The following is a 16,089-nucleotide window of genomic DNA, read 5'->3' as shown; positions in this document are numbered from 1 at the left end:
ACATCCTGAAGAATTAGATTGCTCGCTTCCTTAGCCGCCGGCGCTCACGCTCGGAAAGGCCTCCCCAGATGCCGAACCGTTCGTCATTGGCCAGCGCATACTCCAGGCACTGGGACCTGACGTTGCAGGCACCACAGACCTTCTTGGCATCGCGGGTGGAGCCGCCCTTTTCCGGGAAGAATGCTTCCGGATCCGTCTGGGCGCACAATGCGTCCGTCTGCCAGCCAAGTTCGCCCTCGTCGTCGAAGTCCTGCTGGAGCGGAAGTCCAATCCATACCGGCTGGGCGGTACCGGGCGCTGCCAGCTCCATGGGCGGATCCAGGTCGTCTTCCGGCTCGGCGCCGCCGTCAAGGAGGGCCTCGTGTGCCGCAAGGAACGCGGTGGCCTGGTCCTCGAGGATGCTGCCGGAATTCCTGTTGTACCGCTCTGCGGCATCAGGATCGGCGGGGTCAACATACCAATCACTCGGCACCCCCCGCGCACGGTATTTTGCCGTTGCCTGACCGGCCACGACGGCATCTTCCTGGATACGCTCTGCTTGCCCCACGGCGACCCTCCTGATGTTTCAGCCACTGCCTGGATACGTGGACACTCGGTTGTGTGCCGGTATTTACGCAATTGCTTTAGTTACCTAATTACACGTGTGTAACTAGGGCGAGTCAAGCCGTTGCCGGGATAATAGACAGTCCAACCTGGGAAGTTTGCGCACGCCACGCCCGGGATTTCCATTCACCCGGGCGTGGCGGATGCCGCGGGGTGCCGACAAGGGCCAAACAGACCGCAAATTCTCCGGATCCGCGGGGAAAATACCCGGTCCCCGCCGAAATAGCAAGCACGCTTAGCAGTGTGTGTGATTATTATCACCCTGGGAGCCGGCAGGAAACTGCCGCCAGGAAATGGGCACCGCCGGGAGACCCGGGAAGGTGGCAGGATGAAGCCATGACGACAATCCCCGCCATAGACCTGATGGGTACCCTTCGCTCCGGAAATTCCACGGCACCCCGCCTGACCTGGTACGGGCCCGACTCGGAACGGGTGGAACTGTCGGGACGGGTCCTGGACAACTGGGTGGCCAAGACCAGCAACCTGTTGCAGGACGAGCTGGATGCGGAGCCGGGTATGCGCCTGCGGCTCGCGCTGCCGGCCCATTGGAAGGCTTTGGTCTGGGCCCTGGCCGGGTGGCAGCTTGGACTGGAAACCGTGCTCGACGGCGGCCCGGCAGATTTCCTGGCCACGGACGATCCCGCCGGCGCCGGGGAACAGGACGACGCCGTTATTGCAGTTGCGCTACCCGCCCTGGCCATGCGCTGGACCGGGGAGCTTCCCGCCGGCTGCCTTGACTACGCCGCGGAGGTGCGGTCCCACGGGGATGTGTTCATGCCGCACGCCGACCCGGATCCCTCAGCCTGCGCGCTGCGGACGCACGATGGGCGCACCATCCTGCACAGCGAACTGACCAGCAGTTTCGCCCTGCCGCACTCGGAAGGAGCCAGGGTGCATGTTGCTGCAGACCAGGGACTGGAATCCGCGTTGGCCAACGCGCTGGGGGCCTGGCAGCAGGGCGGCTCCGTGGTGCTGACCCATCCTGACGTGGCGCTTACCGACAAACTGCTCGCTGACGAACGGATCCACGGCAGTTAATCAGGTTGCACAGCCTAGGCCTGCGGACCGCCGTCGGCCGGGGTGGGAGCCGGGCGTTCAGCGGCATGTGCGTGCTCCCTGTGCGGGTGGGCTTCGATGATCTCGTGGTCGTGGGAGAACTCCGGCTCCTGGTCCAGTTCCTCGTTGAACACCAGGAAGCGGTACGCGAAGAAGCGGACCACCGTGGCGACCAGGATGCCGGCCACACCCGCCAGGAACAGCAGGTTCTTGTCGTCGATGCCCATCCAGTATTTGGCCAGTGCCGTGAATCCGGTGGAGATACCGATGCCAATGCCATTGATGATGGCGAACATGACAAATTCGCGGAGGATGTTGGCCTGGCGGCGGTGACGGAACGTCCAGAAACGGTTCGCCACCCATGAGAAGACGGTAGCGACAGTGGCACCCACAAAGCGGGCCTTCGCCTCGCTGTCCGACATGGGACCGTGCATCAGGTAATACGTCAGTCCGTTGTCGATGACGAACGCCACACCGCCCACCGCACCAAATTTGGCCACCTCGCGCCAGAAGAGTGAGGCGAGTCCCCGGATACGATCTGAAAGTGCGCTAAACATGACCCTCCATGGCCGTCCGAACTGTGGGCCACACGGCCAAATGCCCATTTTAGCCCCCAAAGCCTTGAGCATGTGTTGCCGGCCAGCAGACCGGGTAGCCCAGCGGCGTAAAATCTGCGTCCCCCGCCGGGCGGGAAAAGCGGGATCGGGCCCCTCTTCGGTAGGCTGGCAGATGTGACTTTCCCAGTGATAGGCGTGGTTGGCGGCGGCCAGCTCGCGCGAATGATGGCCCCTGCCGCTACCGCACTCGGCTTTGAACTCCGCGTCCTGGCCGAGGGCGACGACGTTTCCGCAGTGTCGGCCGTACCGGCCACGCCGGTGGGCGATTACAAGGACCTGCAGACGCTCCTGGAATTTTCCAAGGGCCTGGACGTGATGACGTTCGACCACGAGCACGTGCCGACGGACCACCTTCGAGCCCTCCTGGAGGCCGGAGTCAACGTCCAGCCCGGACCGGACGCCCTGGTCCATGCCCAGGACAAACTGGTCATGCGTGCCGCCATCGACCGGCTGGAACTGCCTAACCCGGCTTGGGCGTCGGTCGCGGACGTGGACGCGCTGGTCCGCTTCGGCGACCAAACCGGTTGGCCTGTCGTGTTGAAGACCCCACGGGGCGGCTACGACGGCAAGGGGGTCCGGATCGTGGGCTCAGCAGACGAGGCCGCTGAAGCCGCGGACTGGTTTGCCGCCATGAGTCCCCTGCTGGCAGAGGCGAAAGTCGAGTTCACCCGCGAGCTCTCCGCCCTCGTGGCACGCACGCCCGACGGCGAGGCACGGGCCTGGCCGGTGGTCCACACCATCCAGGTGGACGGTGTCTGCGACGAGGTGATTGCTCCCGCGCTGGACATTCCGCTGGAGGTTGCTGCCGCCGCGGAGGACGCCGCCCTGCGCATCGCCGCCGAGTTGGATGTGACCGGCGTCCTTGCCGTGGAACTCTTCGAAACACCGGGCAGCGGCGCCGGATTCCTTATCAACGAGCTGGCCATGCGTCCGCACAACACCGGCCACTGGACCCAGGACGGTTCAATTACCAGCCAGTTCGAACAACATCTTCGCGCCGTCCTGAACCTGCCCCTGGGCGCCACCGATGCGCTGGCGCCCGTCGCGGTCATGAAGAACTTCCTGGGCGGGGACAACCAGGACCTGTACTCCGCCTACCCCATGGCTCTTGCCGCCGAGCCGGCCGCCAAAATCCACTGCTACGGCAAATCAGTGCGGCCCGGACGTAAGATCGGCCACGTCAACCTGCTGGGATCGTCAACCGCGGAAGTCGACGCGGTGCGCCGGCGGGCCACGGCCGTGGCAGGCATCATCCGTGATGGACGGGTTGGCACCGAAGAACCTTCCGCAATATTCGAGGAGAATGCATGAGCGCCGAAGCAACCACAGCCGCCGGTTCCGGCGCTGGTCCCCTGGTGGGGCTGGTCATGGGCTCCGACTCGGACTGGCCCGTCATGGAGGCTGCGGCCGACGCCCTGGCCGAGTTCGGCATCCCCTTTGAAGCGGACGTCGTATCGGCCCACCGGATGCCCACCGAGATGATCCGGTACGGCCAGACCGCCCACGAACGCGGCCTGCGGGTCATCATTGCCGGCGCAGGCGGCGCCGCCCACCTGCCGGGCATGCTCGCCAGCGTCACGCCGCTGCCCGTGATCGGCGTTCCCGTTCCCCTGAAGACCCTTGACGGAATGGACTCCCTGCTGTCCATCGTCCAGATGCCGGCCGGCGTGCCGGTTGCCACGGTATCCATCGCAGGGGCGCGGAACGCCGGGCTCCTGGCCGTACGGATGCTGGCCTCCGGCACAGATGAGCTTGCCTCTTCATTGCGGGCGGACCTCCTGGATTTCGCCGCCGACCTCAACGCCGTCGCCTCCCGCAAGGGGCCAGCCTGCGGCAAAAAGTCAGCGAAGTCTTCCCCGGCGGCTCAAGCGCTCTCCGGGGCAGCCGTTAGGGCGGCGGGCATGGCCAGCAGCAGCAGCGTGCTCCACACCGGCTCCGGCGCCTCCATGACGGACCCGGTACGCTATCCGGTCAGTGCTTCCCCCGCGGTCCGTACCAAGCGTGCGTTCGTGCTGGTCCTGTTGACGCTCCTGGTACCGGGCAGCGCGCAACTCGTCGCCGGGGACCGGAAGCTGGGGCGGACTGCCCTGCGCGTAACGCTCTGCGTGTGGGCGCTCCTGGTACTGACAGTGGCCATGCTGCTGCTCAACCGGAGCCTGGTCATCAATATCCTCACCAACCCGATCACGTCGATGGCGCTGGTGGTCCTGCTGGCGGCGCTGGCGCTCGGCTGGGCCTTCCTCTTCCTGAACACCCTCCGGCTCATCCGGCCTGTCCTGCTGGCTCCGCGGGCGCGTCCCGCCGTCGGCATCGCCCTGGTGCTCGCGCTGGTGATGGGAAGCGGCTCTCTGGGCTACGCCGCCTACCTGCTGAACGTGGGCCGCAACGCCATCGGCAACATCTTTTCCTCCGGCCCGGCCATGGAGCCCGTGGACGGACGCTACAACTTCCTCATGATGGGCGGCGACGCCGGCGACGACCGCACCGGACGCCGGCCGGACAGCCTCTCCATCCTGAGCGTGGACGCCCAGACGGGGCAGACCGCCATCATTTCGGTCCCCCGGAATTTCCAGAATGCACAGTTCAGCGCCGACTCCCCCATGCGCGCCCTCTACCCTGACGGGTACAACTGCGGCGACGAATGCCTGATCAACGCCATCAATACCGAGGTCACCAACGAACACGCCGACCTCTACCCCGGCGTGGCAGACCCCGGCGCCCAGGCCACCATGGAGGCCGTGTCCGGCACCCTGGGCATGCAGATCCAGGCCTACGTCCTGGTTGACATGGAGGGCTTCTCGACGCTCATCGACGCCATGGGGGTATCCGGATCAAAGCCGGGGGCTGGGTTCCCATGAGCGGCTATTTCGACGAGGCCACCAAGACCCACGGCATGCCGCTGGGATGGATCCCCGCCGGAGACCAGACGCTCAACGGCGCCCAGGCACTCTGGTACGGGCGCTCCCGCGAGTACGTGGACGACTATTCCCGCATTCAGCGCCAGCAGTGCGTACAGCAGGCCATGTTGAAGCAGCTGGATCCGGCCACCCTGCTGTCCAAGTTCGAGGACATCGCCCGGGCCGGAACAAAGGTGGTGGAGTCCAACATCTCCTCCGCCCAGCTGGGCAGTTTCCTGGACCTCGCCATCAAGGCGAAGGGCAAGGACGTCAAGCGGCTCACCATCGGACCGCCCGACTTCGACCCCTCGTTCTCCACCAACCCTGACTTCGACCAGATCCACGAGCGCGTGGACCAGCTGCTGGCATCAGCATCCGCCAAGGGTGCCCAGTCGGCCGGAATTCCCGACGACGGGATCACGGTTTCCCAGGCCGGCGCCGGCCACGTCCAGGCGGGCGGGGCCGTCCCCGCCAGTCTGCCCGCCGCGGGCAATGCCGCCCAGCAGCCCTCGCCGTCGGACTTCACCCCCGTGACCACGACGCCCGACGGGGAGACGATCACCGAGGAGATGCTGACCCAGCTCAAGCTCGCGGGCGACGAAGAGGCCATCCGCCAACTCGTGGCGACCAACGGACAGTGCGCCCCGCTGTAACCTTCAGCCCCATCGGGTCAAACACCCAGTGCCCAGCCATCAGGGCCACACATCTGCCCACCCATAAGGAACGGAACGGTTTTGTACGAGATTGAGAACGTCCTCCGGGACTACGCCTGGGGTTCGACGACGGCCATCGCCTCGCTGCTGGGCCGTCCCGAGTCAGGGCGCCCGGAGGCCGAGCTGTGGATCGGGGCACACCCTGACTCTCCCTCGGTGGCCCACCTGCCCGAGGACGGGTCCCGGAGCCCGCTCGATGCCCTCATCTCCTCTGACCCGGAGCATTTCCTGGGCGCGGAATCCGTCTCCGCGTTCGGCCCCCGGCTGCCGTTCCTGGCCAAGATCCTGGCGGCAGCCCAGCCGCTCTCGCTCCAGGTCCACCCGAGCCTGGAACAGGCGCGGGAGGGGTTTGCGCGCGAAAACGAGGCCGGGATCGATCCCCATGCCGCCCACCGGAACTACAGGGATGACAACCACAAGCCGGAGATGATCCTGGCACTCACGCCTTTCGAGGCGCTGTGCGGGTTCCGGCCGGCTGCGGAGACCCGGAAGATTTTGCAGCACGTTGCGGCTGCCTTCCATGGCGGCGGACAGGCGCCGGAGCTGCTCCGGGCCCTTCTTGACGACCTCGATGGTCCGGATGAGGGTGCGGCGCTCCGCCGGGCCTTCGAACGGCTGATCACGGGCGGCACGGACGTGGCAGAGGAAACGGCCCTGGTGGTGGCAGCCCTGGTGTCCGGGGCTCCGCTTGAGCCATACCAGGCAGAGCTGGGTACCGCCATCAGCCTCAACGAAAAGTACCCCGGCGATCCCGGCGTCCTGATTTCGCTGCTGCTGAACAGGATCTCACTGAAGCCGGGCCAGGCGGTCTACCTTCCTGCCGGGAACGTGCACGCGTACCTGCACGGGCTGGGCGTGGAGGTCATGGCTTCCTCGGACAACGTCCTGCGCGGCGGCCTGACGCCCAAGCACGTGGATGTGCCCGAACTCCTGCGCACCATCGACTTCCATCCCGTGGCCGTGCCGATGCTGGGCGCCGAAAAGACGGTGCTGGACCAGGACATCTTCCGCCCGCCGTTCCGGGAATTCCAGCTGCAGCGCATCGAACTGGGCCCTGACGCCGGTCCCGTTCCACTCGCCCAGGCCGGACCGGCCGTGATCATCGTGGTGGCAGGTGACGTGTACCTTGACTCCCCCAAGGGGGACCTGCAGCTGTCGCGCGGCGGCAGCGCATTCATCGCCGCTGCGGAAGCTCCGGTCAACGTCCACCGGGCGGCAGGCAGCGACGGCACGGCGCTGGCATTCGCGGTGACCACCGGCCTTTAGCAGGGCCGCGCCGGCAACAACAAAGGGCGACGGCGGCACCCACCCGGGTGCCGCCGTCGCCCTCCTGTCATAGTGCGGTCAGCTGGCCGGCCGCAGCTTCCGGACCAGGGGCACGACACGGCCGGCTGCGGTCTTCACCAGCCGGCGCCCCTGCTGGAGGCCCTTGCGGGCCAGCGGCATGGCTGTGGCGTATGCGGGGTAGAACGGCGACAGCGGCCTGTCCCAGGTGCCCAGCAGCATGTTTTCGTGTTTGGCGAACTGCTTCTTGAAGTCGGAAATGCCGTCGTTGAGCAGGCCGTTGAAGTCGTACCGGCTGCAGCCGTCCTCGCGCATGGACTGCAGGGCCGCCCACTTCACGCCGTAGTTCACGCGCTGCTTCTGCCCCTCGGCAGAGACCCCGCCGTAGAGCTCGAACGCGGTGGCACCGCTGCGGGACAACCACGTGAAGGCAAGCATCTGCTCGCCGTCGAACGCGGCGATGATCGGTGAGGCGTCGCCGAGGTTGCGGAAGATGTCGCGGTAGTACTGGTCTTCGTGGATCCCGAAGCCCGCCCGTGCCGCAGTGTCGTGGTAAATGGCCAGCACCTGTTCCAGCTCGGAGTCGTTCTTGACCTTGCGGAATTCCACGTCGCTTCGCATGGCCTTGCGGATGTTCGCACGTGTGGACTTGGACATCTCCGCCATCAGTTCGTCGTCGGAACGGGTGAGGTCCAGGATGAGCGTGCGCGGGATGAGCACGGTGTTGGCGGACTCACGGAAGCCGGCGGCCGCGACGGCGCCGGCAAAACCTGAGTCGCGGTCCCAGTCGGGTTCGATGCTGAGGGCCACGCCGCGGTGGCGGAGGGCAGCGTGCTCGGCCAGCCGGTTCAGGACCACCTGGGCGTTCTCCACGGAGCACATGGGACCGCGCGGAATGTAGACCAGCGCCCGGAAGGGGACGGGAAGCCTGCGGACCAGCAACTGGGCGCAGCCAATGATTTCCTCGCCGGCCTTGACCAGGACCCTGTCCACGGACCAGCCGTGCGTTGCCTTGGTCTCGCCCCAGCCCCACAGCTGTTGCGGATGCCCCTGGAACCGGTCGACGTATTCGTCCCAAAGGGCGCGGTCAGTACAGGGCACAACAGCAGGAATCATGGCTTAAACCCTATACCAAGGCATTAACGGCAAAGCCCCGGTGCGCACGCGGCGCCCCGGGGCCCTGACATCCTGCAGTGGCTGCGGATCAGCTCTTGCGGGCGTAGCCTTCCCACTTGTCGGCGCGGTGCTCGCCATCGACGAAACGGATGGTGCCGGACTTGGAACGCATGACGATGGACTGGGTGAGGACCTTGTCCTTGGAGTAGCGGACGCCCTTCAGAAGGTCACCGTCGGTAATGCCGGTGGCGGCGAAGTAGCAGTTGTCGCTGGAGACCAGGTCGTTGGTGGAAAGCACGCGGTCGAGGTCGTGGCCGGCGTCGATTGCCTTCTGCTTTTCCTCGTCGCTGGTGGGCCACAGCCGGCCCTGGATGACGCCGCCCAGGGACTTGATGGCGCAGGCGGCCACGATGCCTTCCGGGGTGCCGCCGATGCCCATCAGCGCATCCACGCCGGTGCCGGAGCGGGCCGCGGCAATGGCGCCGGCGACGTCGCCGTCCATGATGAACTTGGTGCGTGCACCGGCCTCGCGGATTTCCTCCACCAGCGGCTTGTGGCGGTCGCGGTCAAGGATCATCACGTTGAGCTGGTTAACCTTCACGCCCTTGGCCTTGGCGATCAGGTGCAGGTTCTGCTTGACCGGCAGGCGCAGGTCCACCATGTCCGCGGCCTCGGGACCGGTGACGAGCTTTTCCATGTAGAACACGGCAGAGGGATCGAACATGGAGCCACGCTCGGCAACGGCAAGGACGGCCAGGGCGTTGTTGATGCCCAGTGCAGTCAGCCGCGTTCCGTCGATGGGATCAACGGCCACGTCGCATTCGGGGCCGGTGCCGTCGCCGACGCGTTCACCGTTGAACAGCATGGGGGCTTCGTCTTTTTCGCCCTCGCCGATCACCACAACACCGTTGAAGTGGACGGTCTGAAGGAAGGAACGCATGGCGTCGACGGCTGCGCCGTCGGCGGTGTTCTTGTCGCCGAAACCCACCCAGTGGCCGCCGGCAATGGCCGCGGCCTCGGTGACGCGGACAAGCTCAAGGGCGAGGTTGCGGTCCGGCTCGTCGTGGCCCACCGCAAGGGACGATGAAATCGTGGAGTACTTCTGGGTCATGGACGCTGGTGACACGTGAACCTCTTCTTCGAGTGGCGATCATTGAACCCGCCCGCCGGTGCAGCAGGACGGTGATTCCTCTGCTATCGATCATAGTCGCGGCACCGCGCCGAGGGCGGCCCATGACGCAACCGCGCAATGTGCACCGCAGCCCCCTCGCGCCCCGGGACATGGCCGAATGGAAGTCCGGCTCCGGGATGGGCGACTATAGAGGGGTGAATGACATGCAGGAAGCCACCAGTCCCAGCTCCGGCCAGGCACAGCCCGAGGGCCGTTCCGGCCCCGCCGGCAGCAGTGCGGACACCCCGGTTAAGCCCGTCATTCCGGTGGCGGCCGCCAAGCGCGCCAACGCCTCCGTGATCGGCATGATCATTGCCCTGGTGCTCAGCATCGCGGCGTTCCTGCCCGTTGTCCTCATGAATCCCCAGCCCAAGGGCGACGGCTACCGGCCGGACATCGATGTTGCCTCGGTGGCACGCAACGCGGCGGATGTGGCGGGATTCACACCCATTGCCCCTGATACCGGCAATGCCTTCCGCCCCAACTACGCCCGGTGGGAAGCCGGCACGGGCAGCGGCGTGCCCACCTGGGAGGTTGGCTATGTGACCCCCAAGACGTCCTTCATCAGTTTGGTGCAGACCAGGAGCGCCAACCCCACCTGGCTCCTCCAGCAGACCAAAAACGCCCCCGTCACCGGCTCACGGAACGCCGGCGGCAAGGAGTGGGAACTGCGCGACACCGGCAAGGGTGAAAAGTCGATGGTGCTCAACTACAGGGGCAGTACCATCGTCCTCTCCGGCGCCGCGCAACTGGACGAATTCGCAACGCTCGCCGCCGCCGTCGTCAACTCCCTTGAAGGCAGCCCCGCCGTCACAGTTTCACCGTCGGGTGCGCCTACGCCGTAAGGTGGGGCCGTGACGACTAACCTGACTCCTGCACTGGCCTGGCGCCGCCTGCGCGAAGGCAACGAACGTTTCGTACAAGGCCAGTCCTCCCATCCGAACCAGAATGCCTCCCACCGCTCATCGTTGGTGGAGACACAGAACCCCTTCGCGGTGATCTTCGGCTGCTCCGATTCACGGCTCGCCGCAGAGATCATTTTCGACGTCGGCCTCGGCGACGTTTTCGTGGTCCGCACCGCCGGCCAGGTGATCGACGACGCCGTCCTGGGCTCCCTGGAGTACAGCGTCGGCGTGCTGGGTGTACCGCTGATCGTGGTGCTTGGGCACGACAGCTGCGGTGCCGTGACGGCCACCAAGGATGCCGTTGAGACCGGCGACATGCCTGCGGGGTTCATCCGCGACCTCGTGGAGCGCATCACACCCTCGGTCCTGACATCCCTGCGGAATGACCAGCCTGAGGTCAACGACATGGTGGTGGAGCACGTCAAGCAGACATCGCAGCGGCTGGCGGACAGCTCGCGTGTGATTTCCGACGCAATCGAGGGCGGCCGCACCGCGGTCATCGGGCTCTCCTACCGGTTGGCAGAGGGCCGCGCCGACCTTGTTTCCGGAATCGGCGAGCTCTAGGACCCACGTGCCGGCGGTCCACTGGACCGCCGGCAAAGCTCCCTTAACGGTTTTCGATGGGGCGCCGGATCGCCATAAGCTAGCCCCATGACTTCCACTGAAGAGTTCCGCATTGAACATGACACGATGGGCGAAGTCCGCGTCCCCGTGAACGCACTGTACCGCGCGCAGACGCAGCGGGCAGTGGAGAACTTCCCCATTTCCGGCAAGACCCTTGAGCGCACCCACATCGAGGCGCTGGCGCGGGTCAAGAAGGCTGCCGCCCAGGCCAACGCAGAACTGGGCGTGCTCGACGGCGAGCTGGCCAAGGCGATTGCAGACGCTGCCGATGAGGTGGCCGCCGGCAAGTACGACGGCGACTTCCCCATCGACGTTTTCCAGACCGGCTCCGGCACCTCCTCGAACATGAACACCAACGAGGTACTGGCCGAACTGGCTACCCGCGCGCTGAAGGCCGCCGGCAGCGACAAGGTGGTCCACCCGAACGACCACGTCAACGCCTCGCAGTCCTCAAACGACGTGTTCCCCACCTCGGTCCACGTAGCTGCCACCTCGGCCCTGATCAACGACCTCATTCCCGCCCTGGGCTACCTTGCCGAGTCGCTGGAGCGCAAGGCTGTTGAGTTCAAGGACGTCGTCAAGTCCGGCCGCACCCACCTCATGGACGCCACCCCGGTGACCCTGGGCCAGGAGTTCGGCGGCTACGCCGCGCAGGTCCGCTACGGCATCGAGCGCATCAACGCTTCGCTCCCCCGTGTTGCCGAGGTTCCGCTGGGCGGAACCGCCGTGGGCACCGGCATCAACACCCCTGCCGGTTTCCCTGAGCGCGTCATCGAGCTGCTGGCAACGGACACCGGCCTGCCGCTGACCGAAGCCCGCGACCACTTTGAGGCGCAGGCCAACCGCGACGGCCTGATCGAGGCGTCCAGCCAGCTGCGCAACATCGCCATCTCGTTCATGAAGATCAACAACGATCTCCGCTGGATGGGTTCCGGCCCCAACACCGGCCTTGGCGAAATTGCCATCCCCGACCTCCAGCCGGGCTCGTCCATCATGCCCGGCAAGGTCAACCCGGTCATCTGCGAAGCGTCCATCATGGTCGCTGCCCAGGTCATCGGCAACGACACCGCCATCGCCTGGTCCGGCACCAACGGCGCCTTCGAGCTCAACGTGGGCATCCCGGTCATGGCCGCGAACCTGCTGGAGTCCATCCGCCTGCTGGCCAACACCAGCCGGGTCATGGCCGACAAGATGATCGACGGCATCACGGCCAATGTGGAGCGCGCCCGCTTCCTGGCCGAGGCCTCCCCGTCCATCGTCACCCCGCTGAACAAGTACATCGGGTACGAGAACGCCGCCAAGATCGCCAAGACCGCCGTCAAGGAGGGCCTGACCATCCGCCAGGCCACCGAGAAGCTCGGCTTCGTCGGCGACGGCGACGGCAAGGTTTCCGAGGCCGACCTCGAGAAGGCACTGGACGTCACCACCATGACGTCCCCCGCCCACAAGGCCTGACGAACCACCGCCCAAAAGTACGACGACGGCCGGTACCTTTCCTGCGAAAGGTGCCGGCCGTCGTCGTACTGCTTTAAGGCCTCTTTCATAAGTTGCACGGATAACTCAATAGTGCAAAACTTTACTCCATGAGTTTGAGTGCAAGTTCGGAGACGGGCCTCAGGGAGCGGAAGCGCGCAGCCACCCGCAGCGCCATCACGTCAACCGCCCGCGCCATGACCGCCGAGCGGGGCCTCAACGGCTACACCGTGGAGGAAGTGTGCGACGCCGCCGGAATATCGCGCCGCACCTTCTTCAACTACTTCCCCACAAAGGAAGACGCCATCATCGGGCACGCCGAAGACGACATCCCGGCCGAAGCAATCGACGAGTTCGTTGCCGGCGGAGCAGACTCTCCCGCCGGCGAAATCTCCCCCACACTCTTTCGCGACCTCATCCGGCTCTCGCTCCGCCTGGCCGAGGGCATGTCAGCCTCCGAAGAGGAAACCCGGCAGCTGATTGGCGTCGTCCACAAGGAGCCCCAGCTCATCCTCCGCATCATTGGCGTCACGGAGCAGCGCGAAGCCCAGTTCGCCAGGGACGTGGCCCGCCGCGAAGGAGTGGCCCCCGACCACCCCGTGGTGCAGATGGCCGTAGTGCTGCTCAGTACCATCGCCCGCAAGAGCAGCATGGCCTACTTCTCCGACGGCAATACCCGCAGTTACCCGGACCTGCTGCTGGCGAACATCTCCGCAGCCAGCGTCCTGTTTTCCCAACCCTTCGATATCCCGGACACTGCCGCAAAAGGACAACCATGAGCACCGCCACCACCAAGGCACCGGCAGGACCCTGCTGCTGACGCAAAAACGCATCTGGATTATCTTCTCCGCACTGATCGCGGGCATGCTCCTCTCCAGCCTGGACCAGACCATCGTTTCCACCGCCATGCCCACCATCGTGGGCAAGCTGGGCGGCGTGGAGCACCAGGCGTGGATCACCACCGCCTACCTGCTGGCCACCACCATCGTGATGCCCATCTACGGCAAGTTCGGCGACATCCTGGGCCGGCGCAACCTCTTCCTGGTGGCCATCGCGCTCTTCACCCTGGCATCTGTTGGATGCGCTCTGGCCACCGACTTCTGGGGCTTTGTCATCTTCCGCGCCATCCAGGGCCTGGGCGGCGGCGGCCTCATGATCCTGTCCCAGGCGATCATCGCCGACATCGTTCCCGCCAAGGAGCGCGGCAAATACATGGGCCCGCTCGGCGCCATCTTCGGGCTCTCCGCCGTAGCCGGACCGCTGCTGGGCGGCTTCTTCGTGGACCACCTCACCTGGGAATGGGCCTTCTATATCAACATCCCGGTGGGCCTTGCGGCCTTCGCCATTGCCTGGTTCGCCCTGACCCTTCCCAACAAGAAGGCAGAAAAGCGGATTGACGTGCTGGGCGTTGTGCTGCTGTCCGCGGCCACCACCTGCCTGATCTTCTTCACCGACTTTGGCGGCAAGAAGGACGAGGGCTGGGATTCACCCCTCACCTGGGCCTTTGGTGCCGGACTGCTGGTTTCCGCCGCCGCTTTCATGATGGTGGAGCGGCGGGCTGAGGACCCCATCATTCCGCTGAGCCTGTTCCGGAACCGGATCTTCATCAATGCCACGGCCATTGGCTTCACCCTTGGCCTGGGCATGTTCTCCGCCATCGCGTTCGTCCCCACCTTCCTGCAGATGTCGTCCGGCACGTCGGCAGCCGAATCCGGTTTGCTGATGCTGCCGATGATGGCAGGCCTGATGGGCACGTCCATCTACTCCGGTATCCGGATCTCCAGGACCGGAAAATACAGGATGTTCCCCATCCTCGGTGCCGTGCTCACCATGGCCGCCATGCTGTGGATGACCACGCTTGCCGCCAGCACCCCCATCTGGGTGATCTGCGTCCAGCTGTTCCTGTTCGGGGCCGGCCTCGGCCTGATCATGCAGGTGGTGGTCCTGGTGGTCCAGAACTCCGTTCCGGCCGACCAGATCGGCACCGCCACCAGCACCAACAACTACTTCCGCGAGGTGGGCGCAGCCATGGGCGTGGCGGTGTTCGGCTCGATCTTCACCACCCGCCTTTCGGAGGCCTTGACCAACGCTTTCACGGGGGCAGGTGCTACCGCTGAGCAGGCCGGGCAGTCCACCCGGACCCTGGACCCGCAGGCACTGAACCAGCTCCCGGAGCAACTGCGTGACGCTATCGTAAATGCCTACGCCGACTCGCTGGCACCGGTGTTCTGGTACCTGCTCCCCTTCATCGCCGCGGCACTGCTCCTGGCCCTCACGCTGAAGCAAATTCCGCTCTCGGACACGGCCGGGATGGTGGCCCGCGGCGAGGCAGTGGGCGGCGAAGAAGCCGAGCGGCTCGCCGCCGGCCTCGCCGGAGCTCCCGCAGGCGCCGCCGGCACTAAGGCGGACACTGGACGGGACACTGATTATGACGCAGGTGGGCGCGGGGACCACGTGAAGGACGACGACGGCGAGCTGGTTTCGCCGGGCCGCTGACCGCCGTCGGATACCCGGTTTTTCAGGGCTCGAAGTGGACGGCTCCGGAGGGCGCCAGTGCCTGGCGGATGCTGGTGAGGTGGCCGGGCATGAGTTCGGGAAGGTCGTCCATGCTGAACCAGCCAACAGCCAGGGATTCGTCGTCATTGACCCTGGCTTCGCCGGAGACGTAACGGCACAGGAACACCACGTCCAGGAACTCGCAGATGTCACCGTTGGGATAGGTAACCGGCCCCACCGCGCCCACGGACACCACACGTTCCGCTTCGGCCACCACAGCTGTTTCCTCGAAGATCTCCCGGATGAGCCCCCGTGCAGGCTGCTCCCCCGGGTCCAGCATGCCGCTCACCAGCGCCCACTGCCCGTTGTCTGCCCGCTGGGCCAGCAGGATACGGCCCGCATCGTCCACCACGACACCCCGCACCCCGGGGACCCAGATGGGATCGTTGCCGATCTTCTCGCGCAGCTTCAGGACGTATTCAGGTGCAGGCATACCGCCAGCCTATCGAACAGCCCGGGCAACATCGCAGTCAGCTCACGCGGGCAGCAGCATCGCGGCGGCGGCGCCGGCGAGCATGAACGGGCCGAACGGGATGGCGGACTTCAGGGTGCCCCGCCGGGCCGCCAGCAGGGCCAGTGACCACAACCCGCCCAGCAGGAACGCCAGGAACGTGCCCGCGAACAGATGGCCCCAGCTGAGGTAGCCAAGGTACATTCCCAGCACTCCCGCCAGCTTGACGTCGCCAAACCCCATCCCCGGCGGATAGATGAACCGGAGGACAAAATAGAACAGCCACAGGATCGCGGCGCCGGCCACAACGCGGAGGGCAGGGATGGCCAGGATCCCGCCGGTGTTCCCTGCAGTCGGCATGGGACCGGCCCAGGCAACCGCGGCCGCCGCCAGGAGGAGCGCACCGGCCACCGCATAGGACGGGAAGACGATCCTGTTGGGCAGGAGGTGGTGCCGGACGTCGATAATGGTGAGCCGGACCGCCATCACCGCAAAGTAAAGGCAGGCCGCCAGTACCAGCCAGAAGGCCAGCGGGGTGTGCTGCCAGAGTTCGCCGAGTCGTCCGATCACCCCTCGGATGCTACTGGATCCACCATTCCGCCCGTAGCACCCCCGCGTAAAAT

The 16,089-nt window shown here is 65.9% G+C and carries 14 protein-coding genes and 2 pseudogenes; 10 read left to right on the top strand and 6 right to left on the bottom strand.

What is annotated here, in order from left to right:
• Positions 1-13 precede the first annotated feature (13 nt).
• Positions 14-547 carry a WhiB family transcriptional regulator gene (locus OUO20_RS02940; protein WP_018770156.1) on the bottom strand — a complete coding sequence of 178 codons (534 nt, stop codon included), beginning with the start codon at positions 545-547 and terminating at the stop codon, positions 14-16.
• A gap of 392 nt (positions 548-939) precedes the next feature.
• Between OUO20_RS02940 and OUO20_RS02935 the strand changes: the two genes are divergently transcribed.
• Positions 940-1,641 (top strand): TIGR03089 family protein, encoded by a 702-nt coding sequence (locus OUO20_RS02935; protein WP_268002811.1) that lies wholly within the window; start codon positions 940-942, stop codon positions 1,639-1,641.
• A gap of 14 nt (positions 1,642-1,655) precedes the next feature.
• On the opposite strand, the gene OUO20_RS02930 is transcribed toward OUO20_RS02935, so the two are convergent.
• Positions 1,656-2,216, bottom strand: a complete 561-nt coding sequence (locus tag OUO20_RS02930) for a GtrA family protein (RefSeq protein ID WP_134164543.1) — start codon at positions 2,214-2,216, stop codon at positions 1,656-1,658.
• Between the two features lie 174 nt (positions 2,217-2,390).
• Between OUO20_RS02930 and OUO20_RS02925 the strand changes: the two genes are divergently transcribed.
• The 4 genes and pseudogenes from OUO20_RS02925 (at position 2,391) to manA (ending at position 7,152) form a co-directional block, all read left to right on the top strand.
• Positions 2,391-3,587, top strand: a complete 1,197-nt coding sequence (locus OUO20_RS02925; RefSeq protein WP_223994448.1) for a 5-(carboxyamino)imidazole ribonucleotide synthase — start codon at positions 2,391-2,393, stop codon at positions 3,585-3,587.
• Positions 3,584-4,167: pseudogene (purE, locus tag OUO20_RS02920) on the top strand (5-(carboxyamino)imidazole ribonucleotide mutase). The gene OUO20_RS02925 and the pseudogene purE overlap by 4 nt, the downstream one beginning before the upstream one ends.
• A 10-nt stretch (positions 4,168-4,177) precedes the next feature.
• A pseudogene (locus tag OUO20_RS02915) lies at positions 4,178-5,826 on the top strand (LCP family protein).
• Positions 5,827-5,907: 81 nt separating this feature from the next.
• Positions 5,908-7,152, top strand: a complete 1,245-nt coding sequence (manA, locus tag OUO20_RS02910) for a mannose-6-phosphate isomerase, class I (RefSeq protein ID WP_268002810.1) — start codon at positions 5,908-5,910, stop codon at positions 7,150-7,152.
• 78 nt (positions 7,153-7,230) lie between these two features.
• Here manA and OUO20_RS02905 read toward each other — a convergent pair whose 3' ends face one another.
• Both OUO20_RS02905 and glpX read right to left on the bottom strand, forming a co-directional pair.
• Positions 7,231-8,286, bottom strand: coding sequence for a lipid II:glycine glycyltransferase FemX (locus OUO20_RS02905; protein ID WP_018770163.1), 1,056 nt, complete (start codon positions 8,284-8,286; stop codon positions 7,231-7,233).
• A gap of 88 nt (positions 8,287-8,374) precedes the next feature.
• Positions 8,375-9,397 carry a class II fructose-bisphosphatase gene (glpX, locus tag OUO20_RS02900; RefSeq protein ID WP_018770164.1) on the bottom strand — a complete coding sequence of 341 codons (1,023 nt, stop codon included), beginning with the start codon at positions 9,395-9,397 and terminating at the stop codon, positions 8,375-8,377.
• A gap of 224 nt (positions 9,398-9,621) precedes the next feature.
• Between glpX and OUO20_RS02895 the strand changes: the two genes are divergently transcribed.
• From OUO20_RS02895 to OUO20_RS02875, 5 genes are all read left to right on the top strand, one after another.
• A complete protein-coding gene (locus OUO20_RS02895; RefSeq protein ID WP_442781125.1) occupies positions 9,622-10,302 on the top strand; it encodes a DUF4245 domain-containing protein in 681 nt (226 codons plus the stop codon).
• 9 nt (positions 10,303-10,311) lie between these two features.
• Positions 10,312-10,926, top strand: a complete 615-nt coding sequence (locus OUO20_RS02890) for a carbonic anhydrase (RefSeq protein WP_018770166.1) — start codon at positions 10,312-10,314, stop codon at positions 10,924-10,926.
• 87 nt (positions 10,927-11,013) lie between these two features.
• Entirely contained in the window at positions 11,014-12,441 is a 1,428-nt protein-coding gene (locus tag OUO20_RS02885) for a class II fumarate hydratase (protein ID WP_018770167.1), read from the top strand.
• 128 nt (positions 12,442-12,569) lie between these two features.
• Positions 12,570-13,238 carry a TetR/AcrR family transcriptional regulator gene (locus tag OUO20_RS02880; RefSeq protein ID WP_268002809.1) on the top strand — a complete coding sequence of 223 codons (669 nt, stop codon included), beginning with the start codon at positions 12,570-12,572 and terminating at the stop codon, positions 13,236-13,238.
• Positions 13,239-13,323: 85 nt separating this feature from the next.
• Positions 13,324-14,955, top strand: coding sequence for an MDR family MFS transporter (locus OUO20_RS02875; protein WP_326498065.1), 1,632 nt, complete (start codon positions 13,324-13,326; stop codon positions 14,953-14,955).
• Between the two features lie 22 nt (positions 14,956-14,977).
• Here OUO20_RS02875 and OUO20_RS02870 read toward each other — a convergent pair whose 3' ends face one another.
• Both OUO20_RS02870 and OUO20_RS02865 read right to left on the bottom strand, forming a co-directional pair.
• The gene (locus OUO20_RS02870) at positions 14,978-15,448 is read right to left on the bottom strand and encodes an NUDIX hydrolase (protein ID WP_056393485.1); all 471 of its coding nucleotides are present in this window, start codon (positions 15,446-15,448) and stop codon (positions 14,978-14,980) included.
• Between the two features lie 42 nt (positions 15,449-15,490).
• Positions 15,491-16,036: a prepilin peptidase gene (locus OUO20_RS02865; protein WP_018770171.1), complete on the bottom strand. Its 546-nt coding sequence runs from the start codon at positions 16,034-16,036 to the stop codon at positions 15,491-15,493.
• Between the last annotated feature and the right edge of the window lie 53 nt (positions 16,037-16,089).

Source organism: Arthrobacter sp. FX8, from assembly GCF_026723805.1.
GTDB lineage: Bacteria > Actinomycetota > Actinomycetes > Actinomycetales > Micrococcaceae > Arthrobacter.
Note: the sequence above shows the minus strand (reverse complement) of the source record. Positions and strands in the feature narration are given on the sequence as shown.